Raw genomic sequence first — 14599 nt, 5'->3', positions numbered from 1 at the left:
ACATCGCGGAGACGATATCCACCACATGCGGTGTCGGGCATGGCTGATATACTGCCCCGGACCACTCACCTCGCCAGGAGCCCGCCCGTGTCCACTGCGTCACCCCTGATCATCGCCCTCGACTACACCTCCCTGGATGCCGCCCTGTGCATGGCCGATCGGCTGGACCCGGCCCGCTGCCGCCTGAAGGTGGGCAAGGAGCTGTTCACTCGCAGCGGACCGGACGTGCTCGAGGCGCTGCATGGGCGCGGCTTCGAGGTGTTCCTGGATCTCAAGTTCCACGACATTCCCAACACCGTGGCCGGGGCGGTGCAGGCGGCCGCCGAGCAGGGCGTGTGGATGGTCAACGTGCATGCCGGCGGCGGTCGGCGGATGATGGAGGCCGCCCGGGCGCGCCTGGAGCAACACGCCCTGAGCACCCACCTGATCGCGGTGACGGTGCTGACCAGCATGCAGGCCGGGGACCTGGCCGAGGTCGGGGTATCGGCGACGCCCGCCGAGCAGGTCGAGCGCCTGGCGGTGCTGGCCCGGGACAGCGGCATGGACGGGGTGGTCTGCTCGGCCCGGGAGGCCGAGCGGCTGCGTGCGCTGTGCGGCGATCGCTTCCTCAAGGTGACCCCGGGCATCCGGCCGGCCACCGCCGACGCCGGCGATCAGCGGCGCATCATGACGCCTGCCGCGGCCATGGCCGCCGGCAGCACCCATCTGGTGGTGGGGCGGCCGGTGACCCAGGCCGATGATCCCATGGCCGCTCTGGCCGCCATCGAGAGCGAGCTCGACGCCCGCTGAGCGGCTATTCGCCCTCGATGCCGGTGATCGGCTTGGTGGTGCCCCAGCTGCGGCAGCGAGGGCACTGCCAGTGGAGGTGCTCGCCGCTGAAGCCGCAACGGCGACAGCGGTGGCGGGGCAGGGACTGCAGCAGGGTGTGGGTGTGGTGCTGCAGCAGCTCGATGCGCTCGTCCTCGTTGCCGTGGGCTTCCCGCAGGTAGAGGCGGATCAGGTAGTCCACCGCGCCCAGGCTCGGCTCCCGGTTGAGCTGGTGGGCGACCAGCTCATGGGCCGCGCGGGCGTCGCCATGATGCCGGCGCAGGGTCTCGGCCAGCAGGATGATCACGCTGGTGTAGGGGACCGTCTCGAGCAGTTCCTGGAGGTACTGGATCAGGCCAACCTCGTCATCCAGCAGCCGGTAGGCGCGACTCAGCGGCTCGAGCATGCTGGGAATGAAGGTCTTGTCCTGGTCGGGGATGCGCTTGAGCAGGCGGATGGCCTGGCGGTACTGGCCGGTGTCGAGGGCCATCTCGGCGAGCAGCAGGTTGGCCCGCACGCAGCGGGCATCGGTGGCCAGGGCCTGCTTGAGATGGCGCCGGGCCAGCACCGGGCTGGCCGACCGGCGCTCCTGGTCGGCCAGCTCGCACAGCCAGTGGGCCGCGGCACGCCGGATGTCGTCGTGTTGCCGCACCAGGTGGGGCAGGGCCACGTCCAGGGCCGCCTGCCATTCCCCTTCCCGCTCGAGGAGGTCGACCAGCAGGCGCTTGGCCGACTGGCGCAGCTCGTCGTCCTGGCCTTCCCTGACCAGCCCCTGGAGCAGGCGCTCGGCCCGGTCGAGCAGGCCCAGGTGGAGGAAGTCCCGGGAGAGCTCCAGCTGGACCCGTTCCCCCTGGGCGCCGCTGAGGGTGGGGCGGGCCAGCAGGTTCTGATGGATCTTCACCGCGCGGTCGGCCTCGCCGCGGGTGCGGAAGAGGTTGCCCAGGGCGATGTGGGTCTCGATGGTGTCGCTGTTGACCTCCAGGGCGCCGATGAAGGTCTCGATGGCGCGGTCCTGCTGGTCATTGAGCAGGTAGTTGAGGCCCACGAAGTAGTCGCGGGCCAGGCCGGGCGAGGTGGCGGGGGTGCCAAGGCCTCGGCGTTCGCGGCGGCCCAGCCACCAACCGATGGCGACCGCTGCCAACAACAGGGCCAGCAGCAGAACATCGGGCATTCAGGGGAGTTCCTTCATCTCCTGGATACGCAGCTTGTCGAGTTCCTTGCGCTGCTGCTGGTTGTGGCGCTGGGCGCGGGTCAGCAGGGTGCGCAGGCGCAGGTAGACGCCGCTCATGGCGAGCATGCCCAGGAAGACGCCCACGGCCAGGGAGGCCAATAGCCAGACGGAGAGCGAGGCCGCCGGCAACTCGATCCAGATCAGGTTGAGGGGCAGGGCCTGCTGGTTGTTGACGGCAAACAGGATGCCGATCAGCAGCACCGCCAGCAGGATGATGGCCATGATCAGGCCTTTTAGCCAACGCATGTGCTTGTTCCCATGTCGAGTTGAGGAGAGGGTGGGGCGAGGCCGCTCGTCAGTAGCCGAGCGCGCGGCTGGCGTCTACCTGTTCGCGCAGCTCCTTGCCGGGCTTGAAGTGTGGCACGAACTTGCCGTCCAGTGCGACCGGGTCGCCGGTCTTGGGGTTGCGCCCGATGCGCGGCTCCCGGTAGTGCAGCGAGAAACTGCCGAAGCCGCGGATCTCCACGCGGCCGCCTTCCGACAGGGTGTCGGTGATGTCGTCGAGGATCAGACGCACGGCGGCCTCGACTTCCTTGACCGACAGCTCCGGCTGTCGCATGGCAATCTGCTCGATCAGTTCGGACTTGGTCATCGGTTCTCTCCGTGCGGTCCTGCCTGGGGCGGCGTGCTACCGGGGGCGATGGTTTTCTCAAAGCATACTGTGCAACTCTCGATAAAACAACGCTCTACGACCTTTGCCCCAGGCGGGGACGCGTCGCGGCCGGCGGGTGCCGGCGTCGCGGAGGCTCGGGTATACTGTCGCCACATTCACCCAATCCGACGAGGCCGACCTTGAACGACGATTCGTCTGCCGGCGCCGCCCTGCGCAAGCGCCTCTACTGGCATTCCCGTCGCGGCATGTGGGAGCTCGACCTGCTGCTGATTCCCTTCCTCGAACAGCGTTACGACGACCTGGACGAGAGCGACCAGGCCGCCTATCGCGACCTCATCACCGAGGAGGACCAGGACCTCTTCGCCTGGCTGATGCGCCGCGAGTGGCCGGAGGAGCCCGCCCGGCGTCGCATCGTCAAGATGATCGTCGAACATGCCGAAACCACCGACAACGATCACTATCGCACCCTCTAGGCTGGCGCTGCTCGCCCATGGGCTGCCGGTCCTGGGCGTGGTCGCGCTGCTGACCCACCAGGCGCCGCCCTGGGTGGCGGTGTCGGCGGCGCTGGTGATGGGCGCCGTGTTGTGGGACGTCGCGCGGTGTCGTCCGGCCGGGGCCCTGCGGGTCACGCCCCGCCCGTCGGCGCCTCCGGGGTGGGCCTGGCGCCCCCGTGGCACGAGCGACTGGCGGGTGGCGCAACTGGACTGCGACTACCTGGGGCCCTGGCTGGTGGGGCTGCGCCTCGATGGCCGCCGGCTCTGGGTCTGGCCCGACAGCAGCGATGCCGCCTCCCGGCGCACCCTGCGGCGCTGGCTGGTGTCCCTGCCCTGAATCCGCGGTTCCCTGCGTGTGGGCGTCGACGACCGCCCCGGGATGCATCCCGGGGCGGTCGTCGTGTGACCGGGCTCAGGGGCCGGCCAGGTCGCCGAGATGGATCCGCGAGGGGCGGGGCGACGGCTCGCCGTGCACGGGACAGTCGGGGTTGAAGTGCAGGCCCCGCGACTCCCGGCGAGCCCGGGCGCAGGCCACGGTGAGCCGGGCCAGGCGCAGGGCGTGCCACAGGCTCGCCAGTTCCTCGTCCGGGGCGGCCTCGGGCAGGCGCGGCGCCAGTCGGCCGGCCAGCTCGGCCAGGGCGTCGGCGGCCTCGTCGAGGCCGGCATCCCGGCGCACGATGGCCACCCGCGCGCTCATGATGCGGCGCATCTCGTCGCGCAGGGCCGCGATCTCCTCCCGCGGGACCGGTGTCCGGCCGGGCTGCCAGGTCGTCAGGGGGGCATCGCCGGCCGGCGAGGCGTGGCGCAGACGCCGACCGCAGCTGCGGGCGAAGGCCAGGCATTCCAGCAGCGAGTTGCTGGCCATGCGGTTGGCGCCGTGCAGGCCGGTGCAGGCGACCTCGCCGATGGCGTGGAGACGCGGGACGGTGGTGGTGCCTTCCAGGTTGGTGGTGATCCCGCCGCAGCTGTAGTGGGCCGCCGGGACCACCGGGATCGGCGTGCGCGCGATATCCAGGCCCCGGGAGGCGCAGTGGGCATGGATGGTGGGGAAGTGGTGGCGGATCGCCGCCTCGCCGAGGTGGCGGATGTCGAGCAGTACATGATCGGTGCCGGTACGCTGCATCTCGGCGTCGATGGCCCGCGCCACGATGTCGCGGGGGGCCAGCTCGGCGCGGGGGTCCACGCCGGGCATGAAGCGCTCGCCCTCGACATTGAGCAGCAGGCCGCCCTCGCCGCGCACCGCCTCGCTGATCAGGAAGGGCGCGCCCTCGGGGTCATAGAGGCAGGTGGGGTGGAACTGCTGGAACTCGAGGTTCATCAGCTCGGCGCCCAGTTCGGCCGCCATCATCATGCCCTCGCCGCTGGCCGGCCGGGGGCTGGTGGTATGCCGGTACAGGCCGCTGGCCCCGCCGGTGGCCAGCACGGTATCCGCCGCGAGCAGGCGGTGTGGCTGGCCCTCTTCGTCGAGGCAGCGCGCGCCGCGGCAGTGACCGGCGCTGTCGCCGATCAGCCCGATGGCGGTCAGGTCGGTGCGCAGGGCGATGGCGGGATGGGCCTGCACGTGCGCCATCAGGGTCTCGACCACGGCTCGCCCGGTGGCATCGTCGGCGTGGATGATGCGCCGTGCCCCGTGGCCGCCTTCCCGGGTCAGGTGATAGGGGTAGCCGGCCTCGGGGTCGGGGTCCGGGGTGAAGGGCACGCCCAGCGACAGCAGCCAGCCGATGGCGGCGGGGCCTTGCTCCACGGTGAAGCGCGCCGCGGCCTCGTCGCAGAGGCCGTCGCCGGCCACCAGGGTATCGGCGACATGGGCCTCGACGTCATCCTGGGGCGAGAGTACCGCGGCGATCCCGCCCTGGGCCCAGCGGCTCGCGCCCTGTTCGTCCCGGGCGGGCTGCAGCAGGGTCACGCGTCGCCGGTCGGCGACTTCCAGGGCCAACACCAGGCCGGCGATACCGCCGCCGATGATCAGCACCTCATGCTTGCTGTCGGTCATCAGGCTGTCCTTGTTGAGGGGCCGGCCGTGCGCCGGCGGGGCGGTCGAGGAGGCCGTTGCGCGAGGCGCGTCGGCGCAGGCGCTGGCTGGGCAGGCGCTCCAGGCCGCCCAGCCGCTCGATCAGCTCGCCGGTCAGGCGGGCGAGTTCCCGGTTGAGCCACAGGTAGCCGCTGGGGCTGAACAGCGCGCGACCGTCCTCGCCGTGGGCATCGGCGGCCAGGCCGGCGTGGCGCTGCAGCTCGAAGGGCGCGACGCGCACCTCGACGGGGTGGCCGGTGCGCACCTGGAAGGCCAGGGTGCCGATGCCCCGGGCCAGGGTGTGCTGCTGATCGCGAAGGCCGACCATGGCATCGATCCGGTCATGGCCGGCGCGGGTGTTCCAGTGGGTCTCCAGCAGCAGCTCGATGGTCGAGAGCATGCGCCGCTGCAGGGAGATGATGTCGTCGAGTTCGCCGCGACGCAGCCGCCCCTCGCGGTGGATGGCGTCGACCATGCCGCGCTGCTTGACCAGCAGGCCGCTGCAGGCCTTGAGCAGCTCGCGGGTGTCCAGGTCCGGCGCCGCGGTGGCCGAGGTGTGGGCATGGTAGAGGCGCGCCATGCGATCCAGGTTGTCGGCGAGCATGAAGCGCAGCATGTCGGTGGCCTTGTGGGGCAGCACCGCCACGGTGACCCCGATGCCGATCAGCGTGCCGAGCAGCACGTCGAAGCTGCGCCACAGCGCCACGCCCAGCTGCTGGTTGCCGTCGCCGACCACCAGCAGCAGGCTGATGGCGAACATCAGGCCGCCGTAGCCGTAGCGCTTGCCGAAGGTCATCCAGGTGCCCAGGGCGATGGCCAGCAGGGTCCCCAGCGGCACCAGGCCGGCCCAGGGCAGGGGCGTGGCGGCGATCAGCAGCAGGCCCCAGGCGGCCCCGAGCAGGGTGCCGAGCAGGCGTTGCCGGCCCTTGTCGAGCACGCCGCCGATATGCGGCAGGTTGCCCATCACCATCACGGTGCTGACCAGTGCCCAGCCACTGTGCTGGATCGCGAAGAGTTCGGTGACGGCGTAGGTCACGCACAGGGCGAGGGCGACACGCAGGACGTGCAGCTTGCGGCGGTGACGATGGCTGAAGTACGGATCGCGCAGACGCGCCAGGATCATGAAGCGACGCCCCGTTGGATGGCCGGGCTCAAGACAAGTCGAAACGCTGACTGCGGTATGGTGCCCGGAGCCGGGCTCGAACCGGCACGGTGTTGCCACCGAGGGATTTTAAGTCCCTTGCGTCTACCAATTTCGCCATCCGGGCGGGGTTCGAGCGGGCTGCTATCGGAATGATGGAGGCTGGAGTCGGAATCGAACCGGCGTACACGGAGTTGCAGTCCGCTGCATAACCACTCTGCCATCCAGCCTCATGAGTCGTGCCATTCGTGGGGAATGGAGCGGGAAACGAGATTCGAACTCGCGACCCTCGCCTTGGCAAGGCGATGCTCTACCACTGAGCTATTCCCGCCTGACTCGAGGACGCATTATACGGATAAGTCGGTGACTGTCAAACGCTTTTCGCGGCCTGCCGTCACATCGAGCGGCTCAGGTGCGGCCAGGCGGAGCGCAGGTAGTCGATCATCGACCACAGCGTCAGCAGGGCGGCCACATAGAGGGTCGCGACGCCCAGCATGGCGACGGGCGTGCCCGGGGCGAAGGCCAGCAGCAGCAGCAGGGCGATCATCTGCAGGCTGGTCTTGAACTTGCCGATCCAGGACACCGCCACCGTGCCACGCTTGCCCATCTCGGCCATCCATTCGCGCAGCGCCGAGATGACGATCTCGCGGCCGATGATGACCAGCGCCGGCAGGGTCAGCCAGCTGGCGTCGTAGCGTTCGATGAGCAGGGCCAGGGCCACGGCGACCATCAGCTTGTCGGCCACCGGATCGAGGAAGGCGCCGAAGGGCGTGGACTGGTCCCAGCGCCGGGCCAGGTAGCCGTCCAGCCAGTCGGTCACCGAGGCCAGGGCGAACAGTCCCGCGGCGAGCGGCATGCTCCAGGAGAGGGGCAGATAGAACAGCACCACCAGCAGCGGGATGAAGATGATTCTGGCCAGGGTCAGGATATTGGGGATGTTCATCGGAAGCTGCGGTCCTTGCCTGTATGGAGAGGGGATGCCGAGAGTCGGGCTATTCTATCCAGCTTGGCCGCGCTCATCCATGCAGGGCACGATGAATCGCCTCGGCCAGGGTGGCGCTGATGCCGGGCACCCGGGCGAGCTCCTCCCGACTGGCCTGCTTGACCCCCTGCAGGCCGCCGAAGAAGCGCAACAGCTCGCGGCGACGCCGCGGGCCGACGCCGGGGATCTCCTGCAGGGTGGAGGTGCGCCGCGCCTTGTCGCGCCTCGCGCGGTGGCCGGCGATGGCGAAGCGGTGCGACTCGTCGCGGATGTGCTGCAGCAGGTGCAGGGCCGGTGAGGTGCCGTCCAGGTCGAGGGTGCGGTCCACGGTCTCGATGAACAGGGTCTCCAGCCCGGCCTTGCGGGTGGTGCCCTTGGCGACCCCGAGCAGTCGCACGCCGGTGACCCCGAGGTTGGCGAACACCTCCCGGGCCATGTTGAGCTGCCCCTTGCCGCCATCGACGATGAGGATGTCCGGGCGTTCGCCCTCGCCCTCCTTCAGCCGCCGGAAGCGGCGGGTCAGCGCCTGGCGCATGGCGGCGTAGTCGTCGCCGGCTTCCACGCCCTCGATGTTGAAGCGCCGGTAGTCCGACTTGCGCGGGCCGCTGGCATCGAACACCACGCAGGAGGCCACCGTGGCCTCGCCATGGCTATGGCTGATGTCGAAGCACTCCAGGCGTACCGGCGTGGTCGCCAGGGCGAGCGCCTCGCGCAGGGCCTCGAAGCGCCTGGCGAGCTGGTTCTGGCTGGCCAATTGGCCGGCCAGCTGCTGCTCGGCGTTGGTGCGGGCGAGCTCGCGCCACTGGGCGCGGTGGCCACGGACCTGGTCGGTGACGCGGATCCGCCTGCCGGCACGCTCGCCCAGGGCGCGAGCGATCAGGGCGGCGTCGGGCAGCGGGTGGCTGGTGATCACCTCGGCGGGGATCTCCCGGCTCTGCCCCAGGTAGAACTGGCTGACGAAGTCGCCGAGCAGGGCCTCGGGGCCCAGGTCCAGGCCGTTGGCGGGCTCGTGGTGGCGGGCGCCGAGCAGGCGACCCTGGCGCACCGTCAGCACCGAGATGCACAGCGCCCCGGGGCGCGTGGCCAGGGCGAAGACGTCGGCGTCGCCGCCGCCGGTATCGACGAACTGGCGCTGCTGCAGCTGGCGGAGGTGCTGGATCTGGTCGCGCAGCCGGGCCGCCTCCTCGAAGTCCAGCGCCTGGCTGGCCGCCTCCATGTCCCGGGTCAGCTCGCGGGTCACCGCCTCGCTCTTGCCCTCCAGGCACTGCACCGCATGCTCCAGGTCGCGGCGATACTCCTCCTCGCCGATATAGCCGACACAGGGCGCGCTGCAGCGGCCGATCTGGTATTGCAGGCAGGGTCGGGTGCGATGGGCGAAGACGCTGTCCTCGCAGTTGCGGATGCGGAAGATCTTCTGCATCAGCGACAGGCTCTCGCGCACCGCACCGCTGCTGGGGTAGGGGCCCAGGTAGCGACCGTCGTCGTGGCGCGTGCGGGCGCGCTTGTACTCCAGGGCGGGGAAGGGGTGACGGTCGGTGACGAAGACGAAGGGGTAGGACTTGTCGTCGCGCAGCAGGATGTTGTAGGGCGGGCGCTGTTCCTTGATCAGCGTCTGCTCGAGCAGCAGTGCCTCGGTCTCGCTGTTGGTGACCGTGACCTGGATGTCGGCGATGCGCGAGACCAGCGCCTGGGTCTTGGTGTTCAGGGCGCCCCGGAAGTAGCTGGCCAGGCGCGCCTTGAGCCGGCGAGCCTTGCCCACGTAGAGGATCTCGCCCTGCTCGTCGAGCATGCGATAGACCCCCGGGGACTCGGTGACGGTATCGAGGAAATGACGGGAATCGAAACTCATCGCGGCGCCGGTGGTGGATGAAACGGGAGTGTCATCCTATCAGACCCGCCACCGGGCGGGTCATTCCACCTCGCTGAAGCCGTCCACCAGGCCATGACGCAGTCCCAGGTGGGTCAGCTCCACGTCGGAATGCACGCCGAGCTTCTCGAAGATGCGGTACCGATAGGTATTGACGGTCTTGGGGCTCAGGAACATGCGGTCGGCGATGTCGGCCACCTTCTGGCAGTTGACGATCATCATCGCCACCTGCAGCTCGCGCTGGGAGAGCTGGTCGAAGGGGTTGTCGCTGGAATCGATGCGCGACAGCACCAGGCGCTGGGCGATCTCCGGGCTGACGTAGCGTTGGCCGGCGAAGACCCCGCGGATCGCCTGGACCATCTCGTCCTGCTGGCAGCCCTTGCTGATGAAGCCGTGGGCGCCGGCCTCCAGCAGTCGCTGGGCGAAGGCCTCCTCGAGGAAGGCCGTCAGCACCAGGATGCGGACGTCGCTGGTGAAGCGGTGGATCTTGCGCGTGGCCTCCAGTCCCCCGATGCCGGGCATGCGGATATCCATCAGCACGATATCCGGCTTGAGCTGGCGCGCCTGTCGGATGGCCTCCTCGCCGTCCGCGGCCTCGCCGACCACGCTGATGTCGGCCTCGGCATTCAGCAGGTGGGCGATGCTGGTCCTAACGAGGTGATGATCATCGGCAACGAGAACCCTGATCAAGGCAGGTGCTCCTGAACGAAGTTGAGAATGGATGGGGAGACTTGCCACGGCATGACGCTGGCGCGCTGCTCGCCATCCCGGGTGGCTCACGATGTCCTAAGCGTGGCACAACATCATCCTAAGGGGAATTGGTGTCAGTCTCAGGAATGATTTTTCTCATGGCTGGGTTGACGGCTCGGTGATCAGGGCGTAAGATGTGCCTCGTTCTCGCAAGGCAGAAACGGCGAGACAGCGTGGGGCCTTAGCTCAGCTGGGAGAGCGCAACACTGGCAGTGTTGAGGTCAGCGGTTCGATCCCGCTAGGCTCCACCAACAAGCTTCTACGAATCAGCCGCCTGGTGCCATGCTCCAGGCGGCTTTTTCGTGTGTCCGTAAAAAAACCCGAAAATTTCCCGAAAAACTCCACACCGCTTTTGCCGGTCGGCTCGCTCCCAGCAGCCCCGCCACGCCCAGCTCCGGGTATTCACGTGTCTCCGTCGCCGAAGCGCGCATCCCGGTACTCCCTCTCCCGTCGCCGATGCTGGTCGGTCGATGTCCGGCCTGGGTACGGGGGCCGCTCGCCGGAGAGCAGGACATCGTTGCGAAGTTCCGGGCGGACGAGGTCATCCTGGGCCAGGCTCGACAGCAGTTCGGCGGCCTTGAGGCGGGAGCCGGTGAGAGGGCGGTGGGTGGCGGTAGGGCATTGCAGGCCCCTCGAGGGGCGGGGGTGATAGCTCATGTCGGTCTCCTGGTCCCCTGCGTTGGGCGGCAAGCGCCGACCCAGGGGAGAGGAGCCGTGCGCCGCTTTAGCTGTATTTCTATCCCGCCCGCAAGTTGGTGCTTAAATCGGCGGCCGCCCGGATCCCGGGCAACAAAAAACCCGCTCAGCATGTGCTAAAGCGGGCCTCCGGCGGTCGCTTTAGCTGGACTTGTAGAGCGCCCGCAAGCTGAGATTCAAATCGGCGCTGATACGAAGCTAAACAGCGTGGCCCGGCATGTCAACCTCCCTGTCGAGCGGACAAGGAGCCGGATGGCCGACAGGCGTATGGATGCGCCAACGCTTGAAAAGCCGTTTGACGAGTCTCGCTCACCAATGCCCTGCGTGCCCCCGGCACTCTAGCTGCGCACAGTCCATATCTGTAGCAGAGGCTCTTTCATGCCGTTGCGCCTGGCCAGGTATTCGACCTCTCGTCGCGCATTGGCCAGTTGCTCTACGGTCATCGGGCCATCGTCTTGATCGCGACGAGAAGTGGCGATGGTGCGGGCCGTCAGATGAAGGGCGGCGATTCCGGAAGGGCGGCGAGTCGGGTTGGCGGCGTACTGGGTGTGCATTGGACCACCTCCAGTCCAGGGAGAAAACTGTCATGCTAATGAAGCTGTCGCTGACTTCTCTTGTAACAGTAGTACACAAACTGTTACGCAAAGGCTTACTTTTCTCCTACTGCCTGGCGCGTTCCCTGTAATGACTCCTGGCCCTTTCCCTGTTACCGGGCTCCTGCCTATGCCGGTATCACCCTCGCTTGAGCTTGAGGATATCCGCCGCGCAGTCGCTGTCCCGATAACGGCAGAAGTCGCGCTCCTGCTGGTCGGCCCCATACATGGCCATACGGTCTGCCAGCTCGTTGCCTTCGACGCCGGCGTGGCCCTTGACGTGGGCGATGGTCACCGCCGACTTGAGGCTTTCATAGAGGGCATGGGTGGGCTGAATGATCTCGGGGTTCTTGATCGCCTGGCCATCGGCCTTCTTCCAGCCGCGCTTCTTCCACCCGCTGGCCCACTTGGTGATGGCGTTGATGGTGTAGGTGGAGTCGCAATGGATCCGCACGGAGGCTCCCCGGGTGATCTCCTCCCGGGCCACGCGGAGCGCCTGGTGAAAGGCATTCAACTCGGCGGTGTTGTTGGTCCCCCTCGGGTTGTGGAGCCCATACCAGAGCTCGTCCAGGGTGCCATTGCGGTAGATGGCCATGCCCGACCCGGCATCCCCGGGGTTGGGCTCACAGGCACCGTCGCAGTAGATCTCCGTGTCAAAGGTCTTGCCTGGTGCGGTCGGGGTATCTGGCGCAGTCTGTCGGCGTGCCGTGCGTCCCGCCGACGCCGAGCCCACGCTGCCCGATGCCTTCGCCTTCTTGGCGGGGACGGCACCCCGAGGGCCTTTCGCGAAGGCGGCGTCGGCATCCTCTCGGGTCGAGAAGGACTTGTAACGGGCCTTGGGGTAGCCCTTCACCTGGCGGTTGCATTCGGCCCAGGAGGTGAAGATCCCGGTCTGACGGCCGACCCAGACGACATAGAACTTGGGTCCTTTCCTTGTTGCCATGCGTCGCTCCGTGGCTGTGATGGTCTGGGGGAGGATAAAGAAGAGACCGACTCTACAGGCCGGGCTCGGTCCGTCAACACCGTTCAGGGGGTGACCCAGACGAAGTGCTCGGCCTGCAATTGCTTCTCGCCGTCCCAGCGATAGGCGCACAGCTTGCTGCCCCCCTCACCGTGCGAGGCAGGGGAGGCGGCGATGCTGTAGTCCAGGCAGGCGATCTGCGGGGTGAGGGGGCGCGGCGTGCCGCTGAGCCAGTAGTGCCCCACGAACAGCGGCTTGCTGCCCTCATAGCCCGGCAGCACATCCCCGGGGATGGGCTCGTGGGGGATCTCCTCGATGGCCTCCGGCGGCACCAGGGCGAGGTCACGGTAGGTGAGCCGGTCGAGTTCCCACCAGCGCGTGCGCACCCGACGGCGGGGGTTGCCGTCCTTGTCGAGGAACTCGTACCCGGCCGGCAGTTCCACCTCGAGTCCCTTGAGCAGGGTCTCCACCGCCTCGAAGGGGGCGCTGCCCTCGCGCACCAGCTCGGGCCAGGCCGCGGGCGGGATTCGGCCTTCGTCATCGAGTCGCGAGGCAAGCGTCTCCAGGGAGGGCGGGTGCCAGCAGGCGTGGACGACACGCAGCCCGGGGAGGTCGAGGTAGAGCGGCAGCGTCCTGAACCAGGCGATATGGTCACGGTGCAGGGGACTGCCCTCGCCGACCTGGTCGAGATAGGCCTGATGCTGGCGTCGGTGCTTCGGCGAGTGGCGGCGCAGCGTCTCGCCCGGTCGGGACGGGTCCGGGGTGGCCCAGGTCACGGCATTGAACTCATGATTGCCCATCACGGCCAGGGCGTGGCCGGCGTCGACCATCGCGCGGGCGATGCGGACCACCTCGGCCTGTTCCGGTCCGCGGTCGACGAAGTCGCCGAGGAAGATCACCCGACGCGCGGGATGTGACCAGACACCGCCGCGCTCGCGGTAGTCGAGCCGCTCGAGCAGCTTCCTTAGCGGGGTGGCGTAGCCGTGGATATCACCGATGAGGTCGAACATGAGCCTTCCTTCGCTGGACGGACCGCCGTCGAGGCGTGCGCGAGGCACACGACGGCGGCCGTCGCCAAGGATACCTCATATTCTCCGCTCCGATCAGGCGGCGAGGACGCGTGTCAGCCCCGTCGGGCCTGAAAGGCCTGCCATTGGCGGATGCCGAAGGTCCAGGGCGGCAGCCGGTCCGAGCGGTCGACGCGGTTGACCAGCGCGCCCAGGGCGGGCGTGGCGATGGTCACGCTGTCGCCGAGGTGATGCGTGAAGCCCTGACCCTCGCCGTCGCGATCCTGGATCGGCGAGAACATGGTCCCCAGGAACAGCATGACGCCGTCCGGGTACTGATGATGCGCGCCGAGGGTCTGGCCGACCAGCTCCAGCGGGTCGCGGCTGATCTCGGCCATGTCGCTGACGTCCTCCAGCACGAAGTCGTCGTCGGCGCCCTCGATGCGCAGCGACACCCGGGCCTGGCGCACCGTATCGAGGGTGAAGCGGTCGTCGAACAGGCGGATGAACGGCCCGAGGGCGCAGGAGGCGTTGTTGTCCTTGGCCTTGCCCAGCAGCAGGGCGCTGCGGCCCTCGACGTCGCGCAGGTTGACGTCGTTGCCGAGCGTGGCGCCCCTGGCCTGGCCGGCGGCGTCCACCGCCAGCACGATCTCCGGCTCCGGGTTGTTCCACTGCGAGGCCGGATGGAGGCCCACGCCGCGGCCGAAGCCCACCGCCGACAGCGGCTGGGCCTTGGTGAACACCTCGGCGTCCGGGCCGATGCCCACCTCCATGTATTGCGACCAGGCGCCACGGGCCTGCAGCTCGACCTTGAGGGCCATGGCCTCCTCGGAGCCGGGGACGATTCTCGACAGGTCGCCGCCGATCAGCGCCTGCAGCTCGGCGCGCAGTTCGCCGGCCCGGGCGGGGTCGCCGCCCGCCTGCTCCTCGATCACTCGCTCCATCAGGCTGACCGCGAAGGTCACCCCGCAGGCCTTGATCGCCTGGACGTCGCAGGGGGCGAGCAGGTAGGGCGCCTCGGGCGTGTCCCGCAGGGAATTCTCCAGTAGCGCCTCGACCGGGCCCAGGTCCTCGCCCTCGACCGAGGCCACGAACGCGACCGCGTCGTCGCGGTCGAGCAGGTCGGCCATGCAGGCGCAGGTGGCGGTGATGTCGAGGACCCGGCCCCGACGGACCCCCACCAGGGCCGGGCCCTGGTGGGGCGCATCGCGCCAGACCCGGCCGACCAGCAGGGCCTGGTCGGCATCCTCGGGCAGGGCGAAGGTCATGGTATGCGACATGGGCGTCTCCTCAGGCCTCGCGCCGGCCGTCGACCAGGCGGCTGACGCCGGCCGGGTTGCCGTCGCGCAGCGCCTCGGGCAGCAGGCCCTGGGGCAGGTTCTGGTAGCACACCGGGCGCAGGAAGCGCTGGATCGCCGCGCTGCCCACCGAGGTGGTCCGCGAGTC

The 14599-nt window shown here is 68.8% G+C and carries 16 protein-coding genes and 4 tRNA genes; 4 read left to right on the top strand and 16 right to left on the bottom strand.

Features of this window, described 5'->3' with window-relative positions:
• Nucleotides 1-87: 87 nt before the first annotated feature.
• Nucleotides 88-789, top strand: a complete 702-nt coding sequence (gene pyrF, locus FHR97_RS16840; protein ID WP_183384961.1) for an orotidine-5'-phosphate decarboxylase — start codon at nucleotides 88-90, stop codon at nucleotides 787-789.
• Between the two features lie 4 nt (nucleotides 790-793).
• Here pyrF and lapB read toward each other — a convergent pair whose 3' ends face one another.
• Genes lapB through FHR97_RS16825 form a run of 3 tightly spaced genes read right to left on the bottom strand, consistent with a single transcriptional unit; the run spans nucleotide 794 to nucleotide 2630 of the window.
• Nucleotides 794-1978 carry a lipopolysaccharide assembly protein LapB gene (gene lapB / locus FHR97_RS16835; protein WP_183384960.1) on the bottom strand — a complete coding sequence of 395 codons (1185 nt, stop codon included), beginning with the start codon at nucleotides 1976-1978 and terminating at the stop codon, nucleotides 794-796.
• On the bottom strand, nucleotides 1979-2284 hold the full coding sequence (locus tag FHR97_RS16830; protein ID WP_126481005.1) for a LapA family protein: 306 nt from the start codon (nucleotides 2282-2284) through the stop codon (nucleotides 1979-1981). It lies immediately after the preceding gene.
• 49 nt (nucleotides 2285-2333) lie between these two features.
• The gene (locus FHR97_RS16825) at nucleotides 2334-2630 is read right to left on the bottom strand and encodes an integration host factor subunit beta (protein WP_183384959.1); all 297 of its coding nucleotides are present in this window, start codon (nucleotides 2628-2630) and stop codon (nucleotides 2334-2336) included.
• Nucleotides 2631-2830: 200 nt separating this feature from the next.
• Here FHR97_RS16825 and FHR97_RS16820 point away from each other — a divergent pair, with 200 nt between their 5' ends.
• The gene (locus FHR97_RS16820) at nucleotides 2831-3124 is read left to right on the top strand and encodes an FAD assembly factor SdhE (RefSeq protein ID WP_183384958.1); all 294 of its coding nucleotides are present in this window, start codon (nucleotides 2831-2833) and stop codon (nucleotides 3122-3124) included.
• Entirely contained in the window at nucleotides 3084-3482 is a 399-nt protein-coding gene (locus tag FHR97_RS16815) for a hypothetical protein (protein WP_183384957.1), read from the top strand. The genes FHR97_RS16820 and FHR97_RS16815 overlap by 41 nt, the downstream gene beginning before the upstream one ends.
• 75 nt (nucleotides 3483-3557) lie before the next feature.
• Here the strand turns inward: FHR97_RS16815 and nadB are convergent, their stop codons facing one another.
• The 8 genes from nadB to uvrY all read right to left on the bottom strand — a co-directional run bounded on the left by nadB (nucleotide 3558) and on the right by uvrY (nucleotide 9836).
• Nucleotides 3558-5138, bottom strand: coding sequence for an L-aspartate oxidase (nadB, locus tag FHR97_RS16810; RefSeq protein WP_183384956.1), 1581 nt, complete (start codon nucleotides 5136-5138; stop codon nucleotides 3558-3560).
• Entirely contained in the window at nucleotides 5119-6279 is a 1161-nt protein-coding gene (locus FHR97_RS16805; protein ID WP_183384955.1) for an FUSC family protein, read from the bottom strand. Before FHR97_RS16805 ends, nadB begins: the two co-directional genes overlap by 20 nt.
• A 58-nt stretch (nucleotides 6280-6337) precedes the next feature.
• A tRNA-Leu gene (locus FHR97_RS16800) sits at nucleotides 6338-6424 on the bottom strand.
• Nucleotides 6425-6453: 29 nt separating this feature from the next.
• Nucleotides 6454-6527 (bottom strand) — tRNA-Cys (locus tag FHR97_RS16795).
• A gap of 26 nt (nucleotides 6528-6553) precedes the next feature.
• A tRNA-Gly gene (locus FHR97_RS16790) sits at nucleotides 6554-6628 on the bottom strand.
• Nucleotides 6629-6691: 63 nt separating this feature from the next.
• Nucleotides 6692-7240, bottom strand: a complete 549-nt coding sequence (gene pgsA / locus FHR97_RS16785) for a CDP-diacylglycerol--glycerol-3-phosphate 3-phosphatidyltransferase (protein ID WP_183384954.1) — start codon at nucleotides 7238-7240, stop codon at nucleotides 6692-6694.
• A gap of 73 nt (nucleotides 7241-7313) precedes the next feature.
• On the bottom strand, nucleotides 7314-9128 hold the full coding sequence (uvrC, locus tag FHR97_RS16780) for an excinuclease ABC subunit UvrC (RefSeq protein ID WP_183384953.1): 1815 nt from the start codon (nucleotides 9126-9128) through the stop codon (nucleotides 7314-7316).
• Between the two features lie 60 nt (nucleotides 9129-9188).
• Complete coding sequence (gene uvrY / locus FHR97_RS16775) at nucleotides 9189-9836, bottom strand: UvrY/SirA/GacA family response regulator transcription factor (protein ID WP_183384952.1); 648 nt, start codon at nucleotides 9834-9836, stop codon at nucleotides 9189-9191.
• 235 nt (nucleotides 9837-10071) lie between these two features.
• Here uvrY and FHR97_RS16770 point away from each other — a divergent pair.
• Nucleotides 10072-10147 (top strand) — tRNA-Ala (locus tag FHR97_RS16770).
• A gap of 151 nt (nucleotides 10148-10298) precedes the next feature.
• Here FHR97_RS16770 and FHR97_RS16765 read toward each other — a convergent pair.
• From FHR97_RS16765 to FHR97_RS16745, 5 genes are all read right to left on the bottom strand, one after another.
• Nucleotides 10299-10553, bottom strand: a complete 255-nt coding sequence (locus FHR97_RS16765) for a hypothetical protein (RefSeq protein WP_183384951.1) — start codon at nucleotides 10551-10553, stop codon at nucleotides 10299-10301.
• A gap of 377 nt (nucleotides 10554-10930) precedes the next feature.
• Nucleotides 10931-11146 (bottom strand): hypothetical protein, encoded by a 216-nt coding sequence (locus FHR97_RS16760; protein WP_183384950.1) that lies wholly within the window; start codon nucleotides 11144-11146, stop codon nucleotides 10931-10933.
• A 178-nt stretch (nucleotides 11147-11324) separates the two neighbouring features.
• Nucleotides 11325-12128 (bottom strand): ribonuclease H family protein, encoded by an 804-nt coding sequence (locus FHR97_RS16755; RefSeq protein WP_183384949.1) that lies wholly within the window; start codon nucleotides 12126-12128, stop codon nucleotides 11325-11327.
• 83 nt (nucleotides 12129-12211) lie between these two features.
• On the bottom strand, nucleotides 12212-13156 hold the full coding sequence (locus FHR97_RS16750; protein ID WP_183384948.1) for a metallophosphoesterase: 945 nt from the start codon (nucleotides 13154-13156) through the stop codon (nucleotides 12212-12214).
• Between the two features lie 113 nt (nucleotides 13157-13269).
• On the bottom strand, nucleotides 13270-14433 hold the full coding sequence (locus tag FHR97_RS16745) for a fumarylacetoacetate hydrolase family protein (protein WP_183384947.1): 1164 nt from the start codon (nucleotides 14431-14433) through the stop codon (nucleotides 13270-13272).
• Nucleotides 14434-14599 lie beyond the last annotated feature (166 nt).

The organism is Halomonas stenophila, assembly GCF_014192275.1.
Classification (GTDB): Bacteria; Pseudomonadota; Gammaproteobacteria; order Pseudomonadales; family Halomonadaceae; genus Halomonas; species Halomonas stenophila.
Note: the sequence above shows the minus strand (reverse complement) of the source record. Positions and strands in the feature narration are given on the sequence as shown.